At 50.2% G+C, this 26,678-nt stretch carries 21 protein-coding genes; 14 read left to right on the top strand and 7 right to left on the bottom strand.

Features of this window, described 5'->3' with window-relative positions; translation table 11 throughout:
- Nucleotides 1-620 precede the first annotated feature (620 nt).
- The 5 genes from HJG54_RS31260 to HJG54_RS31240 form a co-directional block, all read right to left on the bottom strand.
- Complete coding sequence (locus HJG54_RS31260) at nt 621-1,901, bottom strand: sensor histidine kinase (protein WP_316437040.1); 1,281 nt, start codon at nt 1,899-1,901, stop codon at nt 621-623.
- A 30-nt stretch (nt 1,902-1,931) separates the two neighbouring features.
- The gene (locus HJG54_RS31255; RefSeq protein ID WP_316437038.1) at nt 1,932-4,742 is read right to left on the bottom strand and encodes a hybrid sensor histidine kinase/response regulator; all 2,811 of its coding nucleotides are present in this window, start codon (nt 4,740-4,742) and stop codon (nt 1,932-1,934) included.
- Between the two features lie 473 nt (nt 4,743-5,215).
- Entirely contained in the window at nt 5,216-5,845 is a 630-nt protein-coding gene (locus tag HJG54_RS31250; protein ID WP_316437037.1) for an HPF/RaiA family ribosome-associated protein, read from the bottom strand.
- 53 nt (nt 5,846-5,898) lie between these two features.
- Complete coding sequence (locus HJG54_RS31245; protein WP_316437036.1) at nt 5,899-7,092, bottom strand: PAS domain-containing protein; 1,194 nt, start codon at nt 7,090-7,092, stop codon at nt 5,899-5,901.
- Between the two features lie 328 nt (nt 7,093-7,420).
- Nucleotides 7,421-7,657 (bottom strand): hypothetical protein, encoded by a 237-nt coding sequence (locus HJG54_RS31240; protein ID WP_316437035.1) that lies wholly within the window; start codon nt 7,655-7,657, stop codon nt 7,421-7,423.
- A gap of 323 nt (nt 7,658-7,980) precedes the next feature.
- Between HJG54_RS31240 and HJG54_RS31235 the strand changes: the two genes are divergently transcribed.
- The 14 genes from HJG54_RS31235 to HJG54_RS31170 all read left to right on the top strand — a co-directional run bounded on the left by HJG54_RS31235 (nt 7,981) and on the right by HJG54_RS31170 (nt 24,215).
- Nucleotides 7,981-8,454 carry a hemerythrin domain-containing protein gene (locus HJG54_RS31235; RefSeq protein WP_316437034.1) on the top strand — a complete coding sequence of 158 codons (474 nt, stop codon included), beginning with the start codon at nt 7,981-7,983 and terminating at the stop codon, nt 8,452-8,454.
- Nucleotides 8,455-8,987: 533 nt separating this feature from the next.
- Complete coding sequence (locus HJG54_RS31230; protein ID WP_316437033.1) at nt 8,988-10,046, top strand: glycosyltransferase family 9 protein; 1,059 nt, start codon at nt 8,988-8,990, stop codon at nt 10,044-10,046.
- The gene (locus HJG54_RS31225; protein WP_316437032.1) at nt 10,036-10,638 is read left to right on the top strand and encodes a glycosyltransferase family 9 protein; all 603 of its coding nucleotides are present in this window, start codon (nt 10,036-10,038) and stop codon (nt 10,636-10,638) included. The genes HJG54_RS31230 and HJG54_RS31225 overlap by 11 nt, the downstream gene beginning before the upstream one ends.
- A complete protein-coding gene (locus tag HJG54_RS31220; protein WP_316437031.1) occupies nt 10,601-11,578 on the top strand; it encodes a glycosyltransferase in 978 nt (325 codons plus the stop codon). Before HJG54_RS31225 ends, HJG54_RS31220 begins: the two co-directional genes overlap by 38 nt.
- Before the next feature lie 159 nt (nt 11,579-11,737).
- The gene (locus HJG54_RS31215) at nt 11,738-13,744 is read left to right on the top strand and encodes a glycosyltransferase (protein WP_316437029.1); all 2,007 of its coding nucleotides are present in this window, start codon (nt 11,738-11,740) and stop codon (nt 13,742-13,744) included.
- A gap of 205 nt (nt 13,745-13,949) precedes the next feature.
- Entirely contained in the window at nt 13,950-14,675 is a 726-nt protein-coding gene (locus HJG54_RS31210) for an SDR family oxidoreductase (protein ID WP_316437028.1), read from the top strand.
- 14 nt (nt 14,676-14,689) lie between these two features.
- Nucleotides 14,690-15,379 carry a D-glycero-alpha-D-manno-heptose-1,7-bisphosphate 7-phosphatase gene (locus HJG54_RS31205; protein ID WP_316437027.1) on the top strand — a complete coding sequence of 230 codons (690 nt, stop codon included), beginning with the start codon at nt 14,690-14,692 and terminating at the stop codon, nt 15,377-15,379.
- The gene (gene rfaE2 / locus HJG54_RS31200; RefSeq protein ID WP_316437026.1) at nt 15,376-16,869 is read left to right on the top strand and encodes a D-glycero-beta-D-manno-heptose 1-phosphate adenylyltransferase; all 1,494 of its coding nucleotides are present in this window, start codon (nt 15,376-15,378) and stop codon (nt 16,867-16,869) included. The genes HJG54_RS31205 and rfaE2 overlap by 4 nt, the downstream gene beginning before the upstream one ends.
- A gap of 10 nt (nt 16,870-16,879) precedes the next feature.
- On the top strand, nt 16,880-17,995 hold the full coding sequence (gene waaF, locus HJG54_RS31195) for a lipopolysaccharide heptosyltransferase II (protein WP_316437025.1): 1,116 nt from the start codon (nt 16,880-16,882) through the stop codon (nt 17,993-17,995).
- Between the two features lie 63 nt (nt 17,996-18,058).
- Complete coding sequence (locus tag HJG54_RS31190) at nt 18,059-18,886, top strand: glycosyltransferase family 2 protein (RefSeq protein WP_316437024.1); 828 nt, start codon at nt 18,059-18,061, stop codon at nt 18,884-18,886.
- Nucleotides 18,887-18,936: 50 nt separating this feature from the next.
- Nucleotides 18,937-21,171: a glycosyltransferase family 9 protein gene (locus tag HJG54_RS31185; protein WP_316437023.1), complete on the top strand. Its 2,235-nt coding sequence runs from the start codon at nt 18,937-18,939 to the stop codon at nt 21,169-21,171.
- 125 nt (nt 21,172-21,296) lie between these two features.
- Nucleotides 21,297-21,785: a rhodanese-like domain-containing protein gene (locus HJG54_RS31180; RefSeq protein ID WP_316437022.1), complete on the top strand. Its 489-nt coding sequence runs from the start codon at nt 21,297-21,299 to the stop codon at nt 21,783-21,785.
- 73 nt (nt 21,786-21,858) lie between these two features.
- On the top strand, nt 21,859-23,073 hold the full coding sequence (locus HJG54_RS31175) for a glycosyltransferase (RefSeq protein WP_316437021.1): 1,215 nt from the start codon (nt 21,859-21,861) through the stop codon (nt 23,071-23,073).
- On the top strand, nt 23,073-24,215 hold the full coding sequence (locus tag HJG54_RS31170; RefSeq protein ID WP_316437020.1) for a glycosyltransferase family 4 protein: 1,143 nt from the start codon (nt 23,073-23,075) through the stop codon (nt 24,213-24,215). The genes HJG54_RS31175 and HJG54_RS31170 overlap by 1 nt, the downstream gene beginning before the upstream one ends.
- Nucleotides 24,216-24,266: 51 nt before the next feature.
- Here HJG54_RS31170 and HJG54_RS31165 read toward each other — a convergent pair whose 3' ends face one another.
- Complete coding sequence (locus HJG54_RS31165; protein ID WP_316437019.1) at nt 24,267-25,592, bottom strand: PucR family transcriptional regulator; 1,326 nt, start codon at nt 25,590-25,592, stop codon at nt 24,267-24,269.
- Nucleotides 25,593-25,757: 165 nt separating this feature from the next.
- The gene (locus HJG54_RS31160) at nt 25,758-26,327 is read right to left on the bottom strand and encodes a hypothetical protein (protein WP_316437018.1); all 570 of its coding nucleotides are present in this window, start codon (nt 26,325-26,327) and stop codon (nt 25,758-25,760) included.
- Between the last annotated feature and the right edge of the window lie 351 nt (nt 26,328-26,678).

The raw sequence follows: 26,678 nt of genomic DNA, 5'->3' as shown, positions 1-26,678 counted from the left end.
TAGACGCAGGCGGCTCTGAACACGAGATAGCTTCTCTTGGCTAAATCCTTTACACAAATCTGCATGCGTTACTCAGTCAGACTAACCGTCAGTTATAAGTAAACGATTTTTTAATCAACTAGGTATTGCAATCGAACATAAGAAAATTTACCTATAGCCTACATTAGGGCTATAAGGCAGATCACGAAAAAGACAGTGAAGCTAGGAGGCAGTAAGAGTAAACAGCAGCAATAGTAAAAGAAGCGAGTAAACTACTGCTCTTGCAACTGCTCTTGCAACTGCTCTTGCAACAGAGTCTTAAACGTTTTTTCTTGAGGTAGAGGCTGGGTTGTATCGACCGCCTACCCGCACCTCTTACTCACAATTGTAGTGACATTTTAATCAGATTGTCGATCTCTGGACCGTTTAAGTGCTGTTTCCCTCAATTTGCTGCCTTTTTACATCATTAAGTAGAACAACATAATTAAATATGAAACCCAAAGGAGGTGTTGTCGCCCTTCGGGCGGCGATAACACCCTGATCTTAGTTTTAATTAAGTTGAATAGCTTACTATGGGTTGAGCGGTTGACCAACCTGATCGACCGGATGATTCGTTCTACGGCGGTTGATTTACGATAGGATCAGCACTGTGGTAACCCAATCACAGGTAACTCAATCACAAACTCCGCCCCTTGCCCGATTTGAGAATTGACGCTGAGGGTGCCGTTGTGTTTTTCCACAATAATCTGGTGGGCAATCGCTAACCCCAAGCCGGTCCCTTTACCGACGGGTTTTGTCGTAAATAGTGGTTCGAATAAGCGCTGGAGGATGGATTCTGAAATCCCAATCCCGTTATCTGCAATGGTGATTGCTACCCGCTGATCGGCTTTTGCTTCAGTTGTGATCCGGATCTGAGGGGTTTGGTTAGTCCATTTGCCCTGCAGTGCCGCTTCTTCTAGGGCATCAATTGCATTGGCTAACAGGTTCATAAACACCTGATTCATTTGGCCTGGGTAGCAGAGAACGGGAGGTAATGCGCCATAGACCTTGAGGATTTCAATGCAAGGAGAATGGCCTTTTCCTTTGAGCCGATGCTGGAGGATCAGCAGGGTACTGTCTAGTCCTTCATGCAAATCTGCCAGAACTTGAGTTTCACTATCCGAGCGGGAAAAGGTGCGGAGCGAGGTCGAGATCGTCTTGATGCGTTCGGTGCCCAGTCTAAACGAGTTCAGGATCTTGGTGATGTCTCCCAGGGCAAATTCTAAATCTAGTTCTTTGATCGCCGCCAACAGTTTTGGCGATGGCGACGGGTATTCCTGCTGATACAGATGCAAAATTTCTGTGATTGCAGCAATATATTCCTGGAGCGGCTGCATGTTGCTAGCAATAAAATTGATCGGATTATTAATTTCATGGGCAATGCCTGCCACCATCTCGCCCAGGCTAGAGAGCTTTTCTTGCTGCACGAGTTGCACCTGCGCTTTTTGTAGGGCAGCAGTTCGTTCACGTACCTGTTCTTCGAGTGATTCGGTTAGCTGTTTGAGCTGTAAATGCACCCGCAATCTGGCTAGCACCTCCGTTTGATCAAATGGTTTGGGAATGTAATCGACTGCCCCAAGCGAGAAGCCTTGGGCTTTGCTGTCTCTGTCGGCAAGGGCGGTTGTAAAGATGACTGGAATAGCTTGAGTTGCTGGATTAGCTTTGAGCCGACGGCAAGTTTCAAACCCATCAATGCCAGGCATCTGCACGTCCAGCAAAATCAATTCGGGGCGATGCCGTTCAACCAGGGCGAGGGCACTTTCTCCATTCATAGCAACCCGGAAGTCTAATCCAGCGCCGCTCAGTGCTTCTGTAAGGACCGACAGATTGGTTGAATTGTCATCCACAATTAAAATGAATCCGTTGCTTGCAACTGGTGCCATGATAGAATCCCTTCCGTATTCAATACTGCTTCAGCATTGATCAAGATAGTCTGCAATCAGAGTTTGTAGGCGATTGAGCTGGAATTTACTCGTTAGCTGGATAACTTGTTGGGCGAAAGGAGCCAAGGCTGCTTCCGATTCCAGCAGGTGTTGGGCCAGTCGCAAAACACCATTGGTATCCCCATCTTGAATCAGGGTGAGCAGTTGCTCTAACACTTCCCTCGCTGGCAGCCTGATCTCGGCAAGTTCAATGGTGCCAACATACAGCTCCGCCTGATCTGCTTCGGCTTGTTCATACACCCATGTCAACTTTAGCTGTTGCTGTAAGATTTGCAGCAGCAGATCGGCCTGAACCGGTTTAGGCAAAAATACATTTGCACCGGCATCAATTGCTTCCTGTTGATTGCTCTCAAATACACTAGCAGACGAAGCAATCGCAATTACATCTGATAGGGCATCTGATTCGCGTATATGCTTGAGCAATTGATAGCCATCCATGACCGGCATCATCAAATCCGTAATGATTACACTAGGTTTATGGGCGAGTGCGGTTTCCCAGCCCATTTTCCCATTGTCAGCTTCGAGCACCTCAAAGCCCAACGGTTCTAGTAAGCTAACAATCACAGAGCGATTTTCCCAGCGATCATCCACGATCAGAATTGTATGGCGATGGCCTTGATAGCCAGTGATGCTTCCCTGGCGAGTCACCCGCGTTGCAGCGGCCCATTCTGACGCTTCTGGAACTGCTAATTCAAACCAAAAGGTGCTGCCTTGACCCAGTTCGCTTTGCACCTGGAGGCTACTGTTCATCAGTTCGACAATCCTCTGACTCAGGGCCAGTCCTAAGCCGGTGCCTTCAATTCGCTTCTGAGTCTCTCCCACCTGCTCAAACGGCAGAAAAATCTTTTCAAGCTGGTCTGCTGCTATTCCCATACCCGTATCTTTAACTGTAAAACGAATCGTATGAGTGAGGGAAGATTCGTTCGCAACTTGTGTTACCTGATCGTCTATGGCCGTGTGGTTTATAACTTCAACCAAGAAGGTAACACTACCGTGGTCGGTAAACTTAATCGCGTTACCTAATAGATTTAACAATACTTGGCGTAACCGTTTTTCATCCACCCACACTCCGAGGGGCAGCGTTGGATCAAACTGGCGAATGAAGTGAATACCCTTTTGGTCAGCCCGAATCCGACAAAGCTCTGCAATGCCTTCTAGAAAAGCGGGAAAATGCAGCCCATGCGGAAATAGCTCCATCCTTTCGGCTTCGATCTTGGACAGATCCAGCACATCGTTGATTAGTGTCAACAGGTGCGTACCACAGTCGTAAATTAGCTTGATGCCTTTGCGCTCCTGCTGGGTCAGGCTTCTAGAATTTTGTAAAACTTGAGCATAGCCTAAAATACCATTCAGAGGCGTGCGCAGTTCGTGGCTCATGTTTGCTAGAAATGCACTCTTAGCTCTGTTGGCCCGATCGGCAGCATCTTTAGCCTCTTGCAGTTCAGCCGTCCGTTCCTGCACTCGCAGTTCTAGCGATTGGTTGGTGGTCTCGAGAGCGGTAAATGACTCCCGTAGCTGAGCCGCCATTCGATTAAAAGATTGCGCTAACACACCCAATTCATTGACGTTTGATTCCTCGACTTGCTGATCAAGCTGTCCGTTAGCCATCGCTTCGGAAGCTTGCTTGAGCCGGAGAATCGGACGACTAATCCAGCGAGAGGTGTAGATGCTTAAGATGCTTGAGATGATTAATGCAATGATACAAAGTAGAATAGTTGTGCGGGTATTAGCGTTGATTTGACCCATAAAGTCTGCTTCCGGAATCACCACCACTACCCACCAATCCAACCCTAGTTCATCTTGCCAAGGAACCACCTGGAGAAACTGCCGCTGGTGATTCAGCCAAAACTCTTGCTGCTGGGCATCTGTTGGCTTACCAGTATAGCCAGCCTGGTTGAACAAGTATTCAGCAGCGGCTTTGATCAATGGATCACGGCTATCGGTTGCAGCGATGCGTTTGGCTTGGCCATCCACCACCCGGTAAGGCGCTTCTTCACTGGAGCTAGCGACTAGAAAGCCATTGCGCTCAACAACAAAGGTTTTGCCGGTTTTTCCAACTTCCAATCGCCTCAGAAAATCACTGACCTGACTCAAGCGCCGATCGGTGGAAACAACTCCGATCAAGTTGCGGTTTTGGTCATAAACAGGATGACTGATGGCGATAGCCAAGGGATAGGGAGGATATTCCCAGGCATAAACCGGAGTCCAACTTGGTTGACCGGTTTGAATCACTGTTTCATACCAATCGGTGGTCTGGTAAGGATAGGGAGCTGGTGGAAAGGCCAGTTTACCCCACTCTCCCTGTGGACCAGCTTCATAAAGCCGCACATTGGCATCGCCGTACTTTTGGGGAGCAATGTCCTCCACAAACCAGCGATCATCCCCCGGTAGCTGACCGGAAGCCACATACTCTCCCGACCTTAACCCCAGTAGAATGTAGCCTAAATTAAAAGTTTTAGCCTGCTTCCAAAAATATTGCCCGACCGCTACTCGATTTCTGATATCTATTAAGCCTGACCCTAGGGTATAGGCGCTGGTTTCATTCAACTTACGCGCCGAGTCAAGAAATGCATCCAGGTGTTGATCGATCCGGTTGCTCGTCTCTTGTTGCAATTGGGCCGCTAGGTCATTGACCGCTTTCTGCCCATTTCGCAGTGATAAATAGCCAGTTAAGCCAACGGCGGCGAAGATTTGCAGCAGAAAAGGAATGATGAGCAGCAACCGCAACGGCAGCTTGCGTTTAAAAGTGGCTGAAGTCAGATATGAAGCTGGAGGAACCATGGCCGGGTCTCCTGATCAACGGAGGTTGACACCAGACCAGTATGCCCACATCTTAGCGCCTAAATGCGACTGCTCTATAGATAAATAGGGAACGTTATTATATTAATATCTTGATACCTTGAAGCGAATAGATTTTGAATGTCAGTCAGTAATTTTTCGGCTATTTTAGTATAAATTTTGACGGGCTGCGAGTCTCCTCAACAGTTAATAGGACTGAATTTAAGCCAATTTTGATTGACTGACCAATCTCTAACTCTGCCATTTTATCTACTGGGAAAGCAATTTTCAATGATTGATCCCTAAATTATTCACTCACTCACCGCTCTTGTCGAATGTATTCAAGCATTTGCTCTCGTGTGGCTTTAGTCTATGAGATTTGTCTGACCATGGCTTGGCTTCACCCTACACGCTTTACTCTGGTTTCAGACTAATACTTATTCGGCATGGAGCTATAGGGCCATCTTTCTCAACCACTACTCCCAACCCAACGGCGGCTCAATCAATGGTTCAGCCGAATCGCCGACACTGGCACCCGGTTTATCCACAATCTGCACGGTGGTCGCGTGTAGAATTCCATCCTCGTCCTCGATCGCCTCAAACCGCACTCCTGTACCAATTTCTAAGCGATCGAAATCATCGTGGAGAATGCTATTGCGTACAAAATGAATATCTTGTCCATCCAGCGTTTTGAGAAAGCCGTATCCCTGTTCAGGAAAGAGTTTTGTCACGAGTGCTGTTGTGGCCTGGGCACCGTCGTTGGTTTTGCCTCTGCCATACTCCTGCTGTTGCTTCGACAAATCTCTTAGCTGTCGCCATGCCTTTTCAAACGCATCGCGAATCACGGCATCCAGGTCAGCATATTGGGTTTGATGCCCCATCGTGCTTTCTGCAGCTAGTTCGTGGCCCGGAGGAACTGTGATATCAAGCCGGACACGGTAAGGTGAACGATCACGGGGACGCTCCTGCTCCTTTTCGATCGCAATGTGGCAACTGCTGATGTGATCACAGACCCGCTCCAGCTTGGCGATCTTTTCCTGAATCAGCGCCTCGATTGCGTCGGTTTTTTCAACTCCTCGGTAGGTAATTTCTGGTGGGACTTTCACGGTTAATTTCTCCAATTTTCGATACGCTGCTTATCCAAGCAAATGATGTATTCCTAAGCTGGCCTCTGCTTATCTTTTTGAAACAGGGCTTCTTTCACGATGAGATGATTGTGGGAATCGATTTCTAGCTTGCCTTCCTGCTGCAATTTGGTAATCAAGCGGGTAATTGTGACTCTGGTTGTACAGCAAGCGCTAGCAAAATCCTGGTGTGTCAGACGAATCTCTAGCCGCGTTCCTTTTTCAGTCGGTTGTCCAAAGGTTTGCTGTAGCAGAAACAACAATTGCTTGAACCGATCCTCTACGCGCATTTGCCCATGGATCGCTAGAAAGCTTTCGGTTTGCCGCAGCCGCTGACTGATGGCTGTGAGAACGGTCTGCAAAAGCTGGGCTGATTGGCTAATTTCAGGCAGAGAGATTGCCGCCAGCTTTACCCTGGATAAGGCTGTTGCTTGATAGGTCGGTAGGGCCGTCAGGTTGGAACCAAACACCGTTGATTTTCCGGCTATGCCAACCAAAATTTCTTCACCCCTTTCAGACAGGGTTGTTAACTTAACGGCTCCCTGGGCTACAAACCAAAGGGTCTGTGGCTCTAGGGCAATAATCTCACCTCGACTGTAGTGGTACAGGGAGTGACTATGACTGGGATCGTGAATGTAGTCTTCTAACGCAACGGTAGCTCGCTTTTGGGTGGTGATGTCGCGCAGAATGCAGCAGATATAAGAACCATCCGATGATTCGGTCACGCCTGTCACAGTCAGCTCGGCATCAAAGAAGGCCGTAGGATAGCGCGAAACAGATAGGGAAAGCTCAACACAGGGTTGGTGGGCTAACTGGGCTAGTTTTTCCTTTAGCAAGGCTCTATCTTCATTGGCAACCAAACAAAAGAAAGACTTTCCGACCAAAAATGATTGGGGTAGGTTCAGTAGCGTTGCCGTTGCCCGATTGATCTCTTGAATATTGCCTTCCTGGTCTAGAATTAGGTAGGCATCAGGCGAAAGTTGAAACAGATGCTGATAACGCCGACGTTCTGCCTGGACCTCAGTCTGAGTATCGGAAATTTTTTGGGTTTGTTGGTTAAGTTCCTTCAGGGCAATCTGTAGCTCTTCACAGACGATGCCAATTTCCTTCAGGGCAATCGGCAGCAGATCAGGTAGCAGCGTGGATGAAGTACTAGCGCTCTGATATAGGTCAAATAACCGCTTGCAAGCGGCTTCTACATACTGGTGTAATAACGGGATCCTACTCATATTTCAGTCTTCCTACTGCCTATTGCCTATCTCGTGCCTAAATTGTGAAAAGTGGTGAACTGAATCAGGTGTTTAGGAATTCTGTTAAATGAGTTATGGGAAGGTGATCAATGACTCATGGTTTGACTGTCATTGCCTATCGTCATTGCCTATCGCCATTGGCTAGTAGTCAAATTGCTATTGGTCAGTAGGGGGAGATTGCCTACATGAAGAACTCGTGACCAATGACAACCCTAATCCAATCGATAATCGTAACCACCTTACTTGTGACTTTTTATCTACAGCGATTTATCTACAGCGATTGATTGCCGCACAGGTCGTGTTTTGTTTACCTGGCGCTGGGTAAATCTGAAGCGTTGGGATCGGATGTGCTGGGCACATGCTCTTCTGCGGTACTAGAAGCAGGACCTCCAGCAGCATTGTTGGCTTTACCCTCGGCAGCATTGCGTGCTTCTTCTAGAGAAATCTCAGGATTCTGATTGATTGCAGCGGCTTTCATGCCAGAATTTTCATCAGAGTTATCAGCGCCCGCTTCGACTGAATTGCTTGATTGTTCTTGATTCATGACATTGCACCTGAATTTGAGCTGGATTAAATCGTTCTCTTTTCTCTGACAGCTAGCTTGCTCAACTCGTTGAACTCAGCAGATGAAAACTGTGTAGTTTCAACGACAACGAGCTAGCTTCAGTGTAATTCTTTAAGCTTAGAAACTAAATAGATCAGTAACGTCTGTCTTTGGGCAGAGTAAACGCTGTACGGCATCGCTTCTTGACTTTGATATTCCACCAAAAGGATGATGGTTTGCCTCGACGGCAATGGCACTTTCAAATAGTATGCCGATGCAGTTTTTGATAGCAATCAACCTGCTTGATCCTGAGGAGAACTCAAATGACGAAGACGCAAGCGAAAGACATTCTTTCTTTAATTGAGGCTGATCACGAAAAGGTAGAGCAGCTGTTTGAGCAAATGGCAGAGGCTAAGGGAGCCAAAGCTCACACCTGTTTTAATCAGATCTATAAGGAACTGACACTGCATGCCAAAGCAGAGGAGTTGGTGTTTTATCCAGCAATGCTGGAGTATGAGGAGACGAAGCAGTATGTAGAAGAAGCTGAGTCTGAGCACAACTCTGCCAAAATTCTCTTGGAGCAGATGAAATCGCTCAATCCGAAAGACGAGGAATTCCAAACCAAGTTGACCTACCTCCAAGAGACGATGCTGCATCATATCGAGGAGGAAGAGAGTGAGCTATTTGAGGCCGTTGAATCCTGTATGGATGAGTCAATGCTGCAAAAATTAGGTGAGGAATTTCAGGCTGCTAAACAAAAGCTAGAATCAGAAGTAGATTTAGCTTTGACGCAGTGAAGCCCTCGTCAGAGATCAGCAGATTGACTGATAAATCTTTGCTGGGTTATCTGATTGAAGGACTTGGGCGATCAGCCTGAATTTTCATTCTGGAAGCAACAACGCAGAGAGATCTTGTCCCGCTGCCGCAAACAGCGTTTCTAGCTTCTGTTAATCGGTGGAAACTAGACAAGATCCTAAACAAGATCCTAAACAAGATCATTCGAAATTGTATTCAAATATGCGAAGTGATGAACTGGGAAGGAATATCTTTCCCAGTTTTTTGTTGTCATCTTTCTTAAGTGTGCAATTGCATAATTGGGCTTCGTGAAAAATTTGATTCTTTATGCAATTGCACGATGAATCTTGACAAATGGAGCAACTAGGATAACACCATGCATTGGTACGTTTGATTTACTTGATTCAATTCGATTGACTGAAATTATTAGCTTGCACTTATTCAGCAATGGTTCGAGCAATTTGGCTCTCTAGACTTGTCGATGCAGCGTGAGACATCAACGAGAAACAAACAAGAAACAAACAAGAGTAAAAAGATGGGATTGCTGAAGGCAGAGCATCGATTAAGACATCCCCTACCTCGGACTGTTGTGTTGGTACGGGCCTTACCTGGTTTGGGCGATTTCCTCTGCTGGGTTCCTGCCTTGCGGGCTTTGCATCGGGCGCTGCCGCAAGCACGATTGACCTGGATCGGGTTGCCGGAAACAGCTGATCTCATGCAGCGGTATTGCTATATTCAGAATTGGCTGCAATTTCCAGGCTATCCTGGGATTCCAGAAGCGCCGGTTTCTCCCCAGCAAACAATCTCGTTTCTGGCGCAAATGCAGCAGGTCAGTTTCGATTTAGCCTTGCAAATGCATGGCAGTGGATTAATGATCAATAGCTTTACAACGCTGTTAGGAGCAAAACAAACGGCGGGCTTTTTCCCAGTAGGACAGCCCTGTCCCGATCCCCAACGGTTCTTAGCTTATCCAGAACGGGAACCAGAAATTTGGCGACACTTACGTCTGCTGGAGTTTTTAGGCATTCCCTTACAGGGAGATAAGTTGGAATTTCCGCTTTGGCAAACCGATTGGCATGAGTGTAAGGCAATTGTATCGGCCTATGAACTCCAGCCCCGAAACTACATCTGCATTCATCCAGGCGCGAGTATGCAAACCAAATGCTGGTCTGCTCAAGGTTTTGCTACCGTAGCTGATGCTCTGGCTGCTCAGGGCTTTCAAATTGTGCTGACCGGCACGAATGCTGAGGTTGGTCTGACCCAATCTGTAGCTCGCACGATGCAGTTTCCCAGTATCGACCTAGCTGGGCAAACTAGCCTCGGTGCCCTAGCCGTTTTGCTAAAACAGGCTCGACTGCTGATTTGCAACGATACGGGTATTTCCCATCTGGCGGCAGCCCTACAGGTCAAAAGCGTAGTGCTCTTTTCTAATTCAGATCCCCACCGTTGGGCACCTCTAGACCAGAAGCGTCATCGGGTGATCCAACTCGCGGCAAGCAATGACACGATGAGTCGAACGGGTCGCTGCTCAGTAGAGGCCACTTTAGCAGAAGCTAGAGACTTACTACACCAGGAGATGGCCTATGCGTCCTGATTGGCAGACAATGCAGCGGTTATTGTGTTGCCTTCCTGGAGCAGGGCTAGAGGATCAGGTTGCACCGGCTCTGCAAGCCTTGCGCCAAGCCCTGCCCCAAACTGAGATCGTACTGCTTACTAATGCTGTAGCCGCTAATGTAGATGTAGTTGATGTAGATGTGGTTGATGCCGATGTAGCTATGGATGTGAATGTGAATGTTAAATGGAAACTATTGAATCTGACTTGTGATCGGTCTACTCCTTTGGCTACAACCTGTTTGACTCAGTTGATTGAAACGGTACGTCACTGTAGTTTCGATGCCGCAATTATTTTTACGGAATCCGATCAATCCCCCTACACAATGGCGTACCTCTGCTACCTAGCCGCAATTCCGATTCGGATCGGTCAGTCGCGGGAGTTCGGTGGCAATGTGCTCTCGCACTGTGTTACTCCTCCCCTCGATCCGGTGTCTACTGTTAATTATCACCTGCATCTTGTGAATGCCACCGGCCTGTGTGCTTCCTCGAATCAAAGCAACGCTGAATCCAACTTTCAACCTCCTGTACTGAATCATGCGGTTACGAATTCTCACTTGGCATGTCCACGGTAGCTACCTTTATTATCTAACTCAAGCTTCCCACGAGTTTTATCTGCCGGTCAAACCCGGTAAACCAGAGGGCTATGGTGGACGCTTAGGCGGCTTTGCTTGGGGCGATAATGTGCACGACATTGCGGCTGACGATGTGCGCCATCAATCGTTTGACTGCATTCTATTTCAATCGCGCCGTAATTATGAAATCGATCAATACGAGATTTTGTCTGAGGCGCAGCGACAGTTACCGCGATTGTACCTAGAGCACGATCCGCCACGTCAACATCCAACCGATACTCAGCATGTCGTTGATGATCCCAATCTTCTACTCGTACATGTCACCCATTTCAATCGCCTGATGTGGGACAGCAACCGCACCCCAACTTGCGTGATTGAGCATGGCGTGATTGTACCAGAGGATATTGAATACAGCGGCGACTTGGCGCGGGGTTTGGTGGTGGCTAACGGGTTGCGCACGCGGGGACGGCGACTGGGATCTGATGTATTTCAGGCTGCCCGTCAGCAAGTACCGCTGGATCTCGTCGGCATGGATGCGGCATCCCTCGGTGGCCTAGGTGAAATTCCCCATGCCCAGTTAGCTGCCTTTCAATCGCGCTATCGATTTTTCTTTCATCCGGTGCGGTATACCAGCTTGGGCCTAGCCGTCTGCGAGGCCATGATGCTGGGTCTACCGATTGTAGGACTTGCGACTACTGAATTGGTAACGGTGATTCAAAATAATGTATCTGGTTATATCGACACCAATATTGATGCCTTAATTCAATTCATGCAGGAGTTGATTGCTGATCCCGATCTGGCACAACGATTAGGCCAGCAAGCGAAAGCCGAAGCTAGAGCAAGATTCAATATCCAGCGATTCACCCAAAACTGGCAGAATGCCTTTGAGCAAGCCGTTGCCCTGAGTCCCTCACCGCTTAACCTCACGTCCTGCTCCTAACTCCTTGAGTAGATGACAACTTAAAGATTTCCTTTGACCTCCTTCAGAAATAAACCGAACCAAACGCAAACTGTATCCTTTCTTATCTCCCGCACCTTCCCTCGTTCGGCGAGGCTCACGAGCCGCATCTCCCTCATTCTCCTACCCTCCTCCTCAATCATGACTAAACGTATTGCTCTTATCAGTGAACACGCCACGCCCCTCGGTATCTTTGGTGGCGTAGATAGCGGTGGCCAAAATGTCTATGTGGGCCAATTAGCAAAACATTTGGCGGCCATTGGCTACCAGGTCGATGTATTTACGCGGCGCGACAATCAGCATCTGCCTGATGTCGCCGAATGGCAGCAGGGTGTGCGTGTCATTCATGTGCCTGCTGGTCCACCGATGAATTTACCGAAAGAAAAGCTGTTGCCTTACATCAATGAGTTTACGGCATTTGTGTTGGATTGGTGCCGTCAACATATGATGTATGATTTAATTCACGCTAACTTTTGGATGTCTGCTCTTGTAGCAGCGGATATTAAACGGTTGCTGAAAATCCCGTTTGTTGTCACGTTTCATGCCCTGGGACGAGTGCGACGCTTGCACCAAGGCGATGCCGATCAGTTTCCCGATGAGCGGTTTGCGATCGAGGATCGGATTGTGCAGGAAGCTGATTTTCTGATTGCCGAGTGCCCGCAAGACCGAGACGATCTGCTGCGGCTCTACCACGCCAACCCAAATCGTATTCGCGTCATTCCCTGCGGGTTTGATACGGTTGAGTTTTGGGCAATCAATAAAGCCCATGCCCGCCTGACGCTGGGATTGTCTACCGATGAGTTCCTAATTCTCCAGCTTGGTCGCATGGTGCCGCGCAAAGGAGTGGACAACGTGATTCGGGCCTTTGCCTGTCTGCTGAAGCAGCAATCCTTGGCGGCGCGGCTCCTGATCGTTGGTGGTGAAGCCGATACGCCCGATCCAGCACTGACGCCTGAAATTGGTCGCTTAAGCGCGATTGCTCAGGAGTTGGGTGTGGCCGCACGAGTCACCTTTGCTGGACGCAAGGGACGGGAAGTGCTGAAGTATTACTACAGCGCAGCGGATGTGTTTGTCACTACGCCCTGGTACGAACCCTTTGGGATTACGCCCCTAGAAGCGATGGCCTGCGGCACGCCGGTAATTGGTTCGCGGGTGGGCGGGATTCAATTCACCGTCAAAGATGGCGAGACCGGCTATCTGGTGCCGCCGAATGCGCCCGAACTGTTAGCCGAAAGGCTGCTGCATCTAGCCGAAAATTCACCGCTCCGGAGTTTGTTGGGACAACAGGCGATCCGGCGCTGTCAAGAGCATTTTACCTGGCCAAAGGTGACGAGTGCGGTGGCGGCACTGTATGAAGAGGTGTTGAGCGGCGCTAGCCCAGTCACAGATGGAGAAGCCAGCCAGTTAGCGATTCTGGATCGGGGCTTTGAGGCGGTGATCAGCGCGGTACAGCGCTCGCAACGGCTGCTGCGTCCGGCAATTCAAGCGGCATCCCAAGCTATGAGTGCTTGTTTTGCGCGCGGCGGCAAGGTGCTGATCTGCGGCAATGGAGGTAGTGCGGCGGATGCCCAACATTTTGCGGCGGAGCTGGTGGGGCGGTTTTGCTGTCCGCATCGGGCTGGACTACCGGCGATGGCGCTCTCGGCGGATTCAGCCTTTCTCACTGCCTGGGCGAACGATGTTAGCTATGACGATATCTTTGCGCGCCAGGTGGAAACCTTTGCCCAAGCCCATGATTTGCTGTTGGGAATCAGCACCAGCGGACGTTCCAAAAACGTAATTGCGGCCTTTCAGGCGGCCCGACGGCTCAACGTGAAAACAATTGCGCTGTTGGGTGGCGATGGCGGTGAGTTGCGCAGTTTGGCTGATATTGCGATTGTGATTCCAGCGCTAGAAACTCAGAGAATTCAAGAGGTGCAGATTTTGGTGATTCATTTACTCTGTGAATTGATCGAAGAACATCTCCTAGCTGCCGATTCAAGCAACGTCGAACGTCTGAGTCAATGGAGCGAAACAAATTATCTTGCGGTCGGAACAGAGAGGCTGGAACCCTATCGAGTAGTGCAAGAGCAACCGCTCCATGCAGGAAAAACAAAACGGTCGCAGAAGGTTTCTTTGGCACGGACAGAGAAGCGAGGAGGGGGGTAAGGGAGATGCGGCTCGTGAGCCTCGCCAGGGGAAGATAGAGAATGGTTTACGCAATGGATTGGTTTAAGTTTCTCAGAATATAGCGCTGATTGAAATATGTGAAGAGAGATCAGGAGTTTTCTGGAACAGATGAGTCTGGTGGGAGATGAATTAGGTTACGTGATTTTTTGAACATGAATTTGTTGAACGTAAAACGGTGTTCTATATGGAAAATCTGGGTGGAAACATTGCCTTAGTTACGGGTGGTGGACGTGGTTTGGGAGCGGCGATTTGCCAGACGCTAGCCGAAGCTGGAGCAACGGTAGTGGCGGCGGATATTCGGTTGGATCTGGCGGAGCAGGTGGCGCGGGAATTGCGGGATCGGGGCCTGGAGGCGATGGCGTTACCGCTGGATATTACTGACGCAGCTCAGGTGGAAACTGCGGTACAGAAGTTGATCGATCAGTACGGCAAAATTGATAGTTTGATCAACAATGCGGGTACAGATGTCACCTTGCCGGTAGAAGAATTATCAATTGCGGATTGGGACCGGGTGATCAGCGTCAATTTGCGTGCGCCGTTTGTGCTGTCGAAACTGATTCTGCCGATCATGAAGCAACAGGGCCGTGGTCATATTGTCAACGTGGCGTCAACGGCTGCCAAACGGGCTTGGGCGAATGCATCGGTGTATCATGCTAGCAAATGGGGATTGATGGGATTGAGCCATGCGCTGCATGTTGAGGCGCGGCCCTACGGTGTTAAAGTGACGGCAGTAGTGGCTGGTGGTATGAGAACTCCCTTTTTGCTCGATCGATTTCCCGATATTGATCCCGACCTGTTGCAAGATCCGAAAAATGTGGCGGACACGATTCGCTATGTGCTGATGCAGCCCGCTGAAACCGTGATTCCTGAAATCATGGTGATTCCAATGCGCGAAACCTCCTGGCCCTAGTGGAACAGCAAGCCATGAATATCCTTTCTTCGTTACAGGTTTCTCCCGCCGAGCCAGGAATTTCTGCCTCGGTGCGGGCTGTATTTCTCGATAAAGATGGTACCTTACTCGAAAACGTTCCCTATAATGTTAGTCCCAATCAGATGCGATTCACTAAAGGGGCGCTCACGGCTCTGCAACTGCTGCATCAAGCTAACTATGTGTTAATCGTAATCACCAATCAATCTGGCGTTGCTCGTGGCTATTTCCCAGAAACGGCTTTGATTGAAGTAGAGCAGCATTTGTGTCGTCAGTTGGCACAGGTTGGTATACCGCTGCGAGGGTTTTATTACTGTCCTCACCATCCGGATGGCGTTATTCCTCCCTACAATGTTGCCTGTACTTGCCGCAAGCCCCAGCCGGGTTTGCTGCACCAAGCGGCAGCAGAACAGGGGATTGATCTGACACAGTCCTGGTTTATTGGTGATATTTTGCACGATGTGGCAGCTGGGCGAGCCGCTGGCTGCCGCACGATTTTGCTCGATAACGGCAACGAAACCGAATGGCAACTTTCCCAAAACCGTTTGCCGCACCATGTTGTCACTGATTTGCGAGAAGCGGCAGCTATTATTCTGGCGCTGGATGTGGCCCATTCTCTTGCTAATTCTGCTTGTTCTACTGCTGCTCATTCCACTTGCCTATTCCCCCTTGGAGGCCAGCCATGAGTGCTGATTTGTTTCAACTCGATTTGTTTCAACTCATCGATGCCTGGAAGTCGCTGAGGCTGCTGGTGATCGGTGACGCGATTCTGGATGGTTATCTGAGCGGCGATGCCAATCGGCTGTGTCGAGAAGCCCCAGCCCCTGTAGTGGCAGTCAACCAACGCCAGGATGTTCCTGGAGGTGCGGCCAATACAGCGGCCAATCTAGATAGCTTGGGCGCACGCACGCAACTACTTTCGGTGATTGGGGCCGACCTGGAAGGGGAACGGTTGCGGCAGGCGTTGGAGCATCGAGGGGTTTCAACAGCGCTATTGGTTAGCAGTGAGGAGCGGCAGACCTTGGCAAAGCAGCGGGTGATGGCGGACTCGCAGATTCTGGTGCGGTTAGACCAAGGCAGCACCGGCCCAATTTCGCCTGCTCTGGAACAAGCTCTGATCGATCGGTTGGTGGAGCAGTTTCGCAATTGCGATGCCGTCGTGATCTCGGATTACGATTACGGTATTGTGACTCCGCGTTTGATTCAAACCCTGGCAGACCTTCAGGCCGCGCAGCCGCGCATTCTGGTGATTGATTCGAGACGGCTGGAGCAGTTTCGCTCGGTGGGAGCAACGGCAGTGAAGCCCAACTATGAGGAAGCGCTCCAGCTACTGGGATTGGCGCGGCAGTCAACTGCACGAGCTAACCAGATTACGGCCTACGGCGATCGTCTACTGGATGTGACCGGAGCCGCGATGGTTGCCGTTACCCTAGACCGAGAAGGAGCCGTTGTATTTGAACCAGGACAACTGCCGATTCGCACCGATGCCCGTCCCGTGCCGCCCAATCAAACCTCTGGAGCGGGCGATACTTACATCAGCGCTCTGACATTGGCTTTAGCAGCAGGCGCAACCCCAACCACGGCTGCTCTGTTAGCCGCTACTGCCACGACGATTGTCGTGCGTCAGCCAGGAACCACGGTGTGCCGAGTCGAGGAGTTGCAGCAGTTGTTGCTCAGTGATTCCAGTAGCCAACCCAGCGGTAAGCTGATTTTGGATCAGTCAGATTTAGCCAGTTTGGTGCAGCAGTATCGGGCCGCTGAGCGACAAATCGTGTTTACAAACGGTTGTTTTGATATTTTGCATCCCGGCCACGTAGCGTATCTGACCCAGGCCAAAGCCCTGGGCGATGTGCTGATTGTAGGCGTCAATACGGACGAAAGCGTGCAGCAGTTAAAAGGCAACGACCGCCCGATCAATCCGCTCAGCGATCGCCTGACGGTACTGGCGGCTCTGAACTGTGTTGACTATGTAGTGCCATTTGCCGAACTGACGCCCAAAAACCTAATCCGGATTGTTTGTCCACATATCTATGTCAAAGGCGGTGACTACACGCGAGAAACCCTACCAGAGGCCGATCTGGTCGAATCGCTGGGTGGTGTGGTGCGGATTCTGCCCTATGTGGACAATCGGTCTACCACTCGTTTGATTGCTCAAATTCAAGCCCTGCGCTGTTGAATGGTGAATTATGGATTCCTGGGATACCGCTGAGCATATTCTTTGCATTCGTCTGGATACGATCGGTGATGTGATCATGACCGCGCCCGCTCTGACGGCTCTCAAGGCAGCCCAGCCGCGGCGACGCTTGACGCTAATGACCTCAGAGGCAGGAGCAACGGCTGTACCGTTAATCCCCGCAGTGGATGCGGTAATCGTCTATGATGCTCCCTGGTTAAAAGCAACCGAACCACGAGGAGATAGTCGCCCCGAATATGCCATGATTGAACAACTGCGGCAGGCTAATTTTGATGCCGCCGTGATTTTTACTGTCTATAGTCAAAATCCGTTACCGGCAGCGTTTCTGTGTTATCTAGCTGATATTCCGTTGCGGTTAGCCCATTGCCGCGAAAATCCGTACCAGCTGCTCAGTGATTGGATTAAGGATCTGGAGCCGGAACAGTTGCGTCACGAAGTTCGCCGCCAGTTAGATTTAGTTGCTCAGATTGGTGCTCAAACGCCGGCTGATCCCAGCTTTGGCGGACAGCTTTTATCAGTTTCGGCTGAAGCGCTGCAACAGATGCAGGTGCGATTGCTGGAATTGGGCATTGATTTGAATCAGCCTTGGGTCGTGATCCATCCAGGTGCTACGGCTGCGTCGCGTCGTTACCCGCCAGAAAGTTTTGCCCAAGTGGCTTGCCAGCTCGTCAACCAAGGTATTCCAGTTGTGTTTACCGGCACAAGTCCCGAAGCCGAACTAGTTGAGTCGATTCAGCAGCAGATGCAGGCTTCGGCTCATTCGCTGGTGGGGTGCTTGGATTTGAGCCAACTAGCCGCTCTGCTGAAATTAACGCCGCTGCTGATTTCTAACAACACAGCGCCAGTGCATCTGGCTTCGGCACTGGGCACACCGGTAGTTGACCTCTATGCCCTCACTAATCTCCAGCATACACCCTGGGGAGTGGCCAACCGAGTGTTGTTCCATGATGTTCCCTGTCGCCTTTGCTATAAAAGCATCTGTCCAGAAGGTCATCACCACTGCTTGCGCTTAGTTGCTCCTGAAACCGTAGTCCAAGCCGCACTAGAACTATTAGCGCAACCGTTAGCAACTAACCCGACTCTATTCCCACTCTGTCTAACTCCCTAATTTACTTGCCAGCCAAAATCCCCTCTCCCCCTCTCCCCATCCACTCATCTACCCATCCACACCATGCCCGCTACCATTGATATCCTCATCCCTACCTACTGTCGGCCTGCGGCGTTAGCTGTGACATTAACGAGCCTTTGTAGCCAAACGTACCGTAACTTTCGCGTGATTATTTCTGACCAATCCGATCAGCCCGATCCAGCCTTAGCGTCGTTAGAGGCGGGAGAAGTCGCAGCGGCTATGCGAGTGCTGCGAGCGCATGGCAATTCGGTTGTAACGCACAAACACTTACCGCGACGAGGTATTGGAGAACAGCGCCAATTTTTGCTGGAGCAGGCGACGGCCCCCTATGTGCTGTGTCTCGATGATGATGTAATTTTGGAGCCGTGGGTGATAGAAAAGTTGCTGCAAGCAATCGAAACAGAACGCTGCGGCTTTGTTGGCTCAGCTCTGATTGGTCTAAGTTTTTGGCAAGATATGCGGCCCCAGCAGCAGCAGATTGAGTTTTGGCAGGGACCAGTGCATCCCGAAACCGTTCAGCCAGGAACACCCCAATGGCAGCGCTATCAACTGCACAATGCGGCGAATTTGTATCACGTGCAGCAGCAGCTGGGCCTGACACCCACAACGGCTCGTAAATATCGAGTAGCCTGGGTGGCAGGCTGCGTTTTGTACGATACCGCTAAACTGCGTAGCATTGGCGGATTTGAATTTTGGCGTGAATTGCCAACCAATCATTGCGGTGAAGATGTGTTGGCCCAACTGCGAGTCATGGCAAAATATGGCGGCTGTGGGTTGATTCCATCGGGAGTTTATCATCAGGAACTACCCACCACTATTCCGGATCGCAGTGTTGACGCGCCTCAGTTACTAGGTATTGGGATTACTTAAAACAGGTATGCACTTGAGATATGCAGACTTGAGATATGCAGATTTGAGATATGCAGATTCGCCAAATTTTATTTATCGAACTATTAGGCGGTATTGGCGATTTGGTAATTGCCTTGCCTGCAATTCATGCCCTGGCCTGCACCCATCCAGCAGCCAGACTGACAGTGCTAACCTTTGCGCCTGCCGCAGAGCTACTGCAAACCGACCCGTTGGTTCAGCAGATCGTGATTGCTCCCAACGGACAGGCGAAGCAAGCCGTCGCGCAAATTCTCCAATCTGATCAATTTGATTTAATTGTTTCCGATACTAACTACGACCAGATTGCCGATCTGATTACCAACCATCAACGGCAGACCGCCCACTCTCCAATCACTATCACCAATCTATGGCGTTCGCCTCCTGACGATCAACGAGTGAGCGATCGATTCCTGCGTATTCTCTGCTCTGAAGGGGTAATTACTCAAGACTATGCTGATGCCCAAGCCCAGCTACATCTGACAGCTAGCGAATATCGAGAGGCGCAACAGGCCCTTGGTGCTGCCTATCGGCCTCTAGTCGTCTTCTGTCCTGATGCAGGCATGGTGATTAAACGCTGGCCACTTGCTAACTTTGTGGCGCTAGGCAATGCTCTGCAGCAGCAGTATGGAGCTACGATTTTGATTCTCGTTGGCTCGGAACCGGAGGCCGCAGAGGGATTAGCAACAGAGCTTCGTGCTAACAACATCTCGGAGAAATCAGGGGAAGCGGTGCGAGTATGGCCACGTAGTTCTCTGCGGCAGGTGGCAGCCGTGATTGCCCAAGCTGATTTAATCATTGCAGCTGATACTGGATTGGCTCAAATTGCCGCTGCCCTCAACGTACCAACCATTACTTTGTTTGGCCCTTCCTGGCATGCACGTTATGGTCAACTACCGCCGCACGTCAATTTGCAGGGATTTTCAGCCTGTCCTGAGCGCAAAATTTCCAACTTTACGGAACAGCGCTGTTGGTATAGCGGCCACTGTCCCTATGAATGGCGAACCTGTCTAGAAGACATTACGCCCGACCAGGTGATGAAGGCAGCTCAGCCTCTGCTTGAGCAGCAGCTGATTTCATCAGCTTCATCATTAACTGAATTATCAACTGAATCATCAACTGAATCATCAACTGAACCAGATTTGTCCTTTCAGTTTGTCAATCATTCGGCTTGGCAAGCAGTTCGGAATCTATTGGTGATGCGCCTGGACAACATCGGGGATGTGATCATGACTAGCCCTGCCCTGTATGCGCTGCGGCAAGCTTTACCGACGGCGAAGCTTACGCTGATGGCGAGTCCGGGGGGTGCTCTGACAGCTCCACTCCTGCCCTGGGTGGATGCGGTTCTGCCGTGGCGAGTGTTGTGGCAGGATCTAGGCCGACTTGCGTTTGATCCAGAGCGCGAGTGGGAATTGATCCATACCCTGCGGCGTCATCAGTTTGATGCGGTGATTATCTTCACTAGCTTTAGTCAAAGTCCCCATCCAGCTGCGTTAGTGGCAGCCTTGGCAGGAATTCCACTGCGCTTAGGCGAATCGAAAGAACAGGATAGCTGGTTGACCCACGCGGTGACTGCCGCGCCGGATGCGATTCACCAGGTAGACCGTAATTTACGCTTGATTGCCTCAGTTGGGTTTGAGATTCCTGATCGGCGGCTCAAACTGTCGATTCCGCATCAGGCGACTCAAACCGCTCGGCAATTAGTGCAGTCTCTAGATTCTTCACCTCTAGAGGAGATGGCTTCTAGCGCCCAATTTCCACCCTACTTGTTGCTGAACCCCTGGACAAGCTGCCAATCTCGCAATTATGAGACTGAGCGATTTGCGCTAGCGGCCCGTGAGCTGAGTCGGCAAACTGGCTGGCCTGTGGTTGTGACTGGCGTGGAAAAAGACCGTCCACAGGTGCCATCGCTGTTGACCCAACTAGGCAGTAGTGTGCTGGATCTGGTCGGTGCTACTAGCTTAGCCGAACTGGCAGCTTTGATTGCCCAGGCCCGGTTAGTATTAACCAATAACACCTCTACTATGCACATTGCTGATGCCACTAACACACCTAGCGTAATTTTATTCGCTGGCACTGAATTGGAATCACAGTGGAAACCTCGATATAGCCTAAATCGTGTATTACGATATTCAACAGTTTGTAGTCCTTGTTACCAGTTTAAATGTCCTTACCAATTGCAATGTTTAGACATCCTCCCTGAGACAGTAATTACTGCCGGATTGGAACTTTTGCAACCTGTTGATCTCGAATACATGTCGTTGTCATGACGAATCATTTCTCCGGCATTAGTTGATTTCTGAGTTAAGGCAGATCATTGTCTCGTTCTTGGGGGTGAGGATTAAAGGTTGGTTGCTTCCCTATAGTTGAAGTGCAAGTATGGAGGACAATAATTATGTCGAACGTCCAAGATGCCATTGTAAATGCCAAAGATAAACTGCCTAATGTAACCCCAACTCCTCCTGGATTTCATCCTGAGGCCAGCGTGCATGAGCTGAAGTCGCGGTTGCTCTGGGGCGAGCCGGGACTGTCGATTATCGATGTGCGCGACCACGATGCTTACAACCAGTGCCGAATTCGCGGTGCAATGAACATGCCGATGGATCGGCTACCTGGCGGTGCGGAATTCAGTCTGCAAAAAGATCGGGACATCTATGTGTATGGTGCTAACTCTGGAGACACCTCGCAGGCAGTCCAGATGCTGCGGGAAGCCGGTTTCCGTCGAGTTGCTGAACTGAAGGGTGGCCTGGAGGCTTGGCGCGAGATTGATGGTCCGCTAGAGGGCGTGGATTCTATGGATGATCCTGGCCCCGATGCCTATAATGTCTTTGCTCGCTTGCAGGCATTCAACGAAGAGAAAGCCAAAGAAAAGCGGATGAAATAAGTCAACTATCTAGATAGCGCACTGAGAATCGAGCATCGGTGCGCTATTTCTTAAACTATTCATTTCTTTTGTCATGGTTCGTGTTGCCTTTGTTGCTGGCACCTATCAACCGCAGCACTGTGGTGTTGCCCACTACACTGCTCATTTACGTCAGGCGTTATCTGCACGAGGCATAGAATCGCTGATTCTCACGACCCATGAGGCTGCGAATCAACTCAAGGATCCGACGGTACAGGGTGCAGTGAATCGCTGGCGTCTGTCTGAGCTGCTGGCACTGGCGCAGGCGATTATTGAGTCAAAGGTTGACTGTTTGCATATTCAACATGCGGCTGGCACCTACGGCTTTGATCGAGCCATTTTTTTGCTGCCGTTGCTGCTGCGGCTGCTGGGCTGGCGGCTGCCGATTGTGACCACTGTGCATGAATACGGCTGGTGGGAGTGGCGACCGGCCTATTTACCGTCCCCGTTGCTGGAGTGGCTCCAAACCTGGGGACAACGGCGCGGCTGGTGGGACCGGGAAGATGGTTTTCTGCTCACCTACAGCGATGCAATTATTACGACAAATCAGCAAGCCGAGCAGATTATCTATCAACGCTTGCCTCACCTCAAGTCTGTCACTCACCGAATTCCAATTGCTGCGAATGTGGAAACCGCACTGCTAGATCGCAGTACAGCACGTCAGATGGTGCAGCAAGCCTATGGCTGGTCTGGTGAAGTAGCAATTATTGCCTTTTTCAGCTTTTTGCATCCGGTCAAGGGTTTGGAAACTTTATTACCTGCCTTTCAGCAAGTTGTGGCCGTCTATCCTCAAGCCCGACTGTTGCTGATCGGAGGCGTCGAAAGCTTGGCATTGCCAGGAGCACAGGCCAGTTGCTATTGGGAGCAACTAAAGGCACTGGTGGCGGAATTGGGCCTCACTGAAGTTGTGCAAATGACAGGATATTCAGATCAGGTTTCTACCTATCTCAGGGCTGCCGATCTGGGCGTTTTACCATTTCATGCGGGCATTACCCTCAAAAGTGGTTCTCTTTTAGCGATGATGGCCCATCGTTTGCCAATTGTAGCTACCCGTTCCAATCCACCTGACCCAGATCTGACCGATGAGTCGCTGCTGAAGCTGGTTAGTCCCCGTGATGCCTCAGCGTTGGCAACGGCTTTGCTGGAACTTCTGACCGATCCAGCCCAACAGCATCGGTTAAGTCAAGCTGCTTGGTGCTATAGCCAGCAATTTAGCTGGAACCACATTGCTGACGCTCATCTACGAGTTTACAATACTGTGATAAATTGATGAACGACTCATTTGATCTAGCCGCCCGCAAATGGCGTTTATTGGTTTATACCGATTCGTTGGGAATTGGCGGTGCTGAAATTAGTCTGAGACATTTGGTAAGCAATTTATCCTCAGATATTCAGGTAGCTGTTGCCGGAGTCGATCAATCCGTTGTCCAGGCAATTGCAGCTCGTTGTTCTCCTACGGCTCAGCCGACTCAGCATATTTTGCCGCAACAGGGTGTAGGCGCATGGTTGGGGCATCGTCAGCTATTTCAACATTGGCGTCCTGATATCATTCACTTTAACCTCTGTACACCTTGGGCAGGGGCAATCGGTTTGAGTGCTGCCTTGACATTGCCTGATGTGCGGGTCGTCCGAGTAGATCAACTGCCGCTCCGCACGACCGATGCCCTCACGCTCTGGCGCACTCGTGCCCTTTGCCTGCGGGTCGATGCCCATGTCGCCGTCGGAGAAACCAGCGCTCGCCGGATGGAAGACTTCTATGCCTTAGGCCGCCAGTCGGTAATTGCAATTCCCAATGGGGTTCCCGATGTGAACTTGCCGATAGCGTCAGGGAACCCGTCAGCGCAGAAGCTAATTGTTGGCAGCGTGGGCCGATTAGATGCGATGAAAGGACACGATATTTTGCTGCGAGCTGTGGCTCAAGTCGAAGGGGTACAGGCTGTGATTTTGGGGGAGGGAGAGCAACGATTTGCTCTGGAACAGTTGGCAAACGAGTTGGGCATTCAGGATCGAGTGGAGCTACCTGGCTGGGTTATGGACCCGCGAGCCTATTTGCCAAAATTTGATGCTGTTGCGTTGCCCTCGCGCTCGGAAGGGTTTCCCTTAGCAATGGTGGAGGCCATGCTAGCGGCCCGTCCGGTGATTGCAACCCGGGTAGGCAGTATGCCGGAAGCGGTGATCGATCAGCAAACTGGAATCCTGATCGAGAAAGATGATGTGGCTGGATTGGCTCAAGCCTTGACCTATCTCCGCGATCAGCCCGAACGCCGATACCAGCTCGGCCAACAGGCCCGCATACTCGCTAAAGCACACTTTACGGTGGAAGCAATGGTGACCAGCTACGAAAAACTCTGGGATAAACTGCTGACAACACCACGCCAACCGCGTTTACGAGTGCCGCGCCCCAAGGATTAGGGGATGAATTGGGTCTGGTGATCGAGTGTTTGGCCATCGAGCCAATTGCAGCTATTTATTTGCAGATAGCTTGGTTCTGCTATGCGCTGGTTTGGCTGGCGTTTGCGGTTCGCTCAAGAGGGCAGATTGTGGTGCCGACTGTGATGCCGACTGTGATGCCGACTGTGATGCCAATTGTGGTGCTGACTGTGGTACAGACTGTAACTGCAACGAACGCAGCAATAACGACAGCCGCATTTGCACCGCATCGTCAAATTTGCGCGGCTCCAAACCCGTCAGCGAAGCGATTTTATCTAGCCGGTAGCTGAGAGTATTGCGGTGAATCGAAAGCCGTTTAGCCGTAGACGACGGGCAACAGTTTTCTGCGAAGAAAGTGTCGAGGGTCGCCAATAGCTCGGTTTCTTCATCGAGAGGACTGAGCAAATATTTGGCCAGGTCAATTTTCGTTTCCTCGTCGGCAATACCAATAAAGGCCGCGATGCCCAACTCGCCCAGACAATGCACCCGATTGCATCCCTGAAATCGTCTGCCTAGAGACAGCGCCACGCGAGCATCCTCATAGGAACGGGCTAAACCTTGAAAACCAGGATGATAACGACCGATGCCAATATTAATGGCAGTGCTCGTATCGCTGCGTAGGCGAGTCAATAACGCATCTGCGGCCCGCTTCAGAGCGCTCAAATTGGCCCAAGAGGCTCCCAACTCATCCGAAGCGTCTGTATGCGTTGCCCAAGGATCGAGATTTTTGGTATTGCTTGCCTTCAAAACGCAAACTTTACCGTTGCCCAGATCGGCGCAGATAGTGTCGTTTGGCAAATGAAAAAAGCTGACAATACTATTGATAACCGTCTGTACCCGCTGTTTACTCGCGCTTGCATGGGATTGTTCTGTCTTGCTGTTGAAGATATAGTCAGTCGCGTCAATTAAAATCACGGCTCTAGGCTGGTTTAAGTCGATGCCTAGGTGCTTAGCTTGGTTCAACACTACACTACTGACATGACCCCGCAGCAGACTATAGATCAGCTGGTTTTTCAATTCATACTGGTTGGCCGACGAATGAGGAACTCGCTGGTTGGCAAGCGTTTCTAGTAAAGCATCCACTAATTGCAGCGAAACGGCTTCTCGCTCAAACGATTGGATCAAATTGGTGTCATTAACAGACGAGCGACAGTCCAACAAAAGTTGCAAAAGCCTGAGAACAGCAGATTGATCTGAATCCCAATTCAAACCGTCACCAGCCAGGTGAGAGGCACAGTCGGGCAGACCGCGTTCATCTGTTCTCGCTTCAGTCGCACAGGCAGACAAACGAAAAGATACAGCCGTTCCCACTGCATCGCCGTTTCCTACTTCTGCTGGATGGGCAAACTGGTCGAACATAGAGGAGTATTTATTTGAATGAGATGATGAACAACCCTATCAACTCTGAGAACGCCTGTGATCATTCCCAAGAGGAATCGTCTGTGAAATCAATATGTGATTGATAACACTTAACTGCTTTAGGATTGCCCAAGCATCTGCAAGATATGGTTCAAGAAAATAGGTTCAAGAAGCGCTACTCCGCCGTTTGCGAGTCGAACTGGTGCGTGAGCTGGAGCGAGTTGTTTTGGTTTCAGCTTGCTTTTGACTCGATGGCCGTCTACCTCGTTTCGGAGCTGCTTCAGGCGCTTCGGTGGGGGCTGCTTCAGCCGATTGCCCGTTCAATTGTCCGTTCTGGGTCGGTTCAGCCTCTGCCGCCATTGCATCTAGTTCTGAGCCTACCTCAGCTTCCAAGGTTTCCAGTGCTTCCGCCTTCCCTGTAGTTTCTGTAGACCGCCGCCCTGAAGAAACAGAACCTTTTGCTTTGGCTTGGCGGTTGCTGCGAGCTAGGTAATGCTTGAGGGAAGAAGGAGCAATTACAACGCCTTGCGCCGCTAGCATGGCTGTAATGTCTTCGTAGGAATAGCCCTTATCTAAGGCAGCCGTAATATGCCCACGCAGAGCATCCACAACTTCTCGCAACGAGAGCTGTTCTTTTGGCTTTTCTGGCAGTTCCTGCAAAATCTGGGATGCTTGATTCACCGCATCCTTCGAGACGAGAGTTGCGTTGGGAGAACGTCTGGTAGTTGAAATCATTGCCTAATAAACTAATCGTTTAGTTTAATCTTAACTAATCCTAACCGAATTATTGCTTATGCTGAATCTTTTTTAGTGAATTCTTTCATCTAAATTTTGTAATTCTATTCTCTCTTCAGCTATAGAGCCAGCTATTTTTAACATAACAGTCTTAAATGAGTTGGGAAATTCATTTAAGAGCTAAGAGTCAGGAGCAGGGGACCAGGGCAGGGTTTGCAGTCAGGTTGATGTTGGATTCCCTCTAGATAAAGCACCTATACCTTCGCCTGTCGCTCAGCTAAAAAATATTCTGACTCCTGACTCCTGACTCCTAACTCCTGACTCCTAACTCCTGACTCCTAACTCCTGACT

This window comes from Leptolyngbya sp. NK1-12 (assembly GCF_032598965.1).
Taxonomy (GTDB): Bacteria; Cyanobacteriota; Cyanobacteriia; order Elainellales; family Elainellaceae; genus Elainella.
This window is presented reverse-complemented; position numbering and strand designations above follow the sequence as displayed.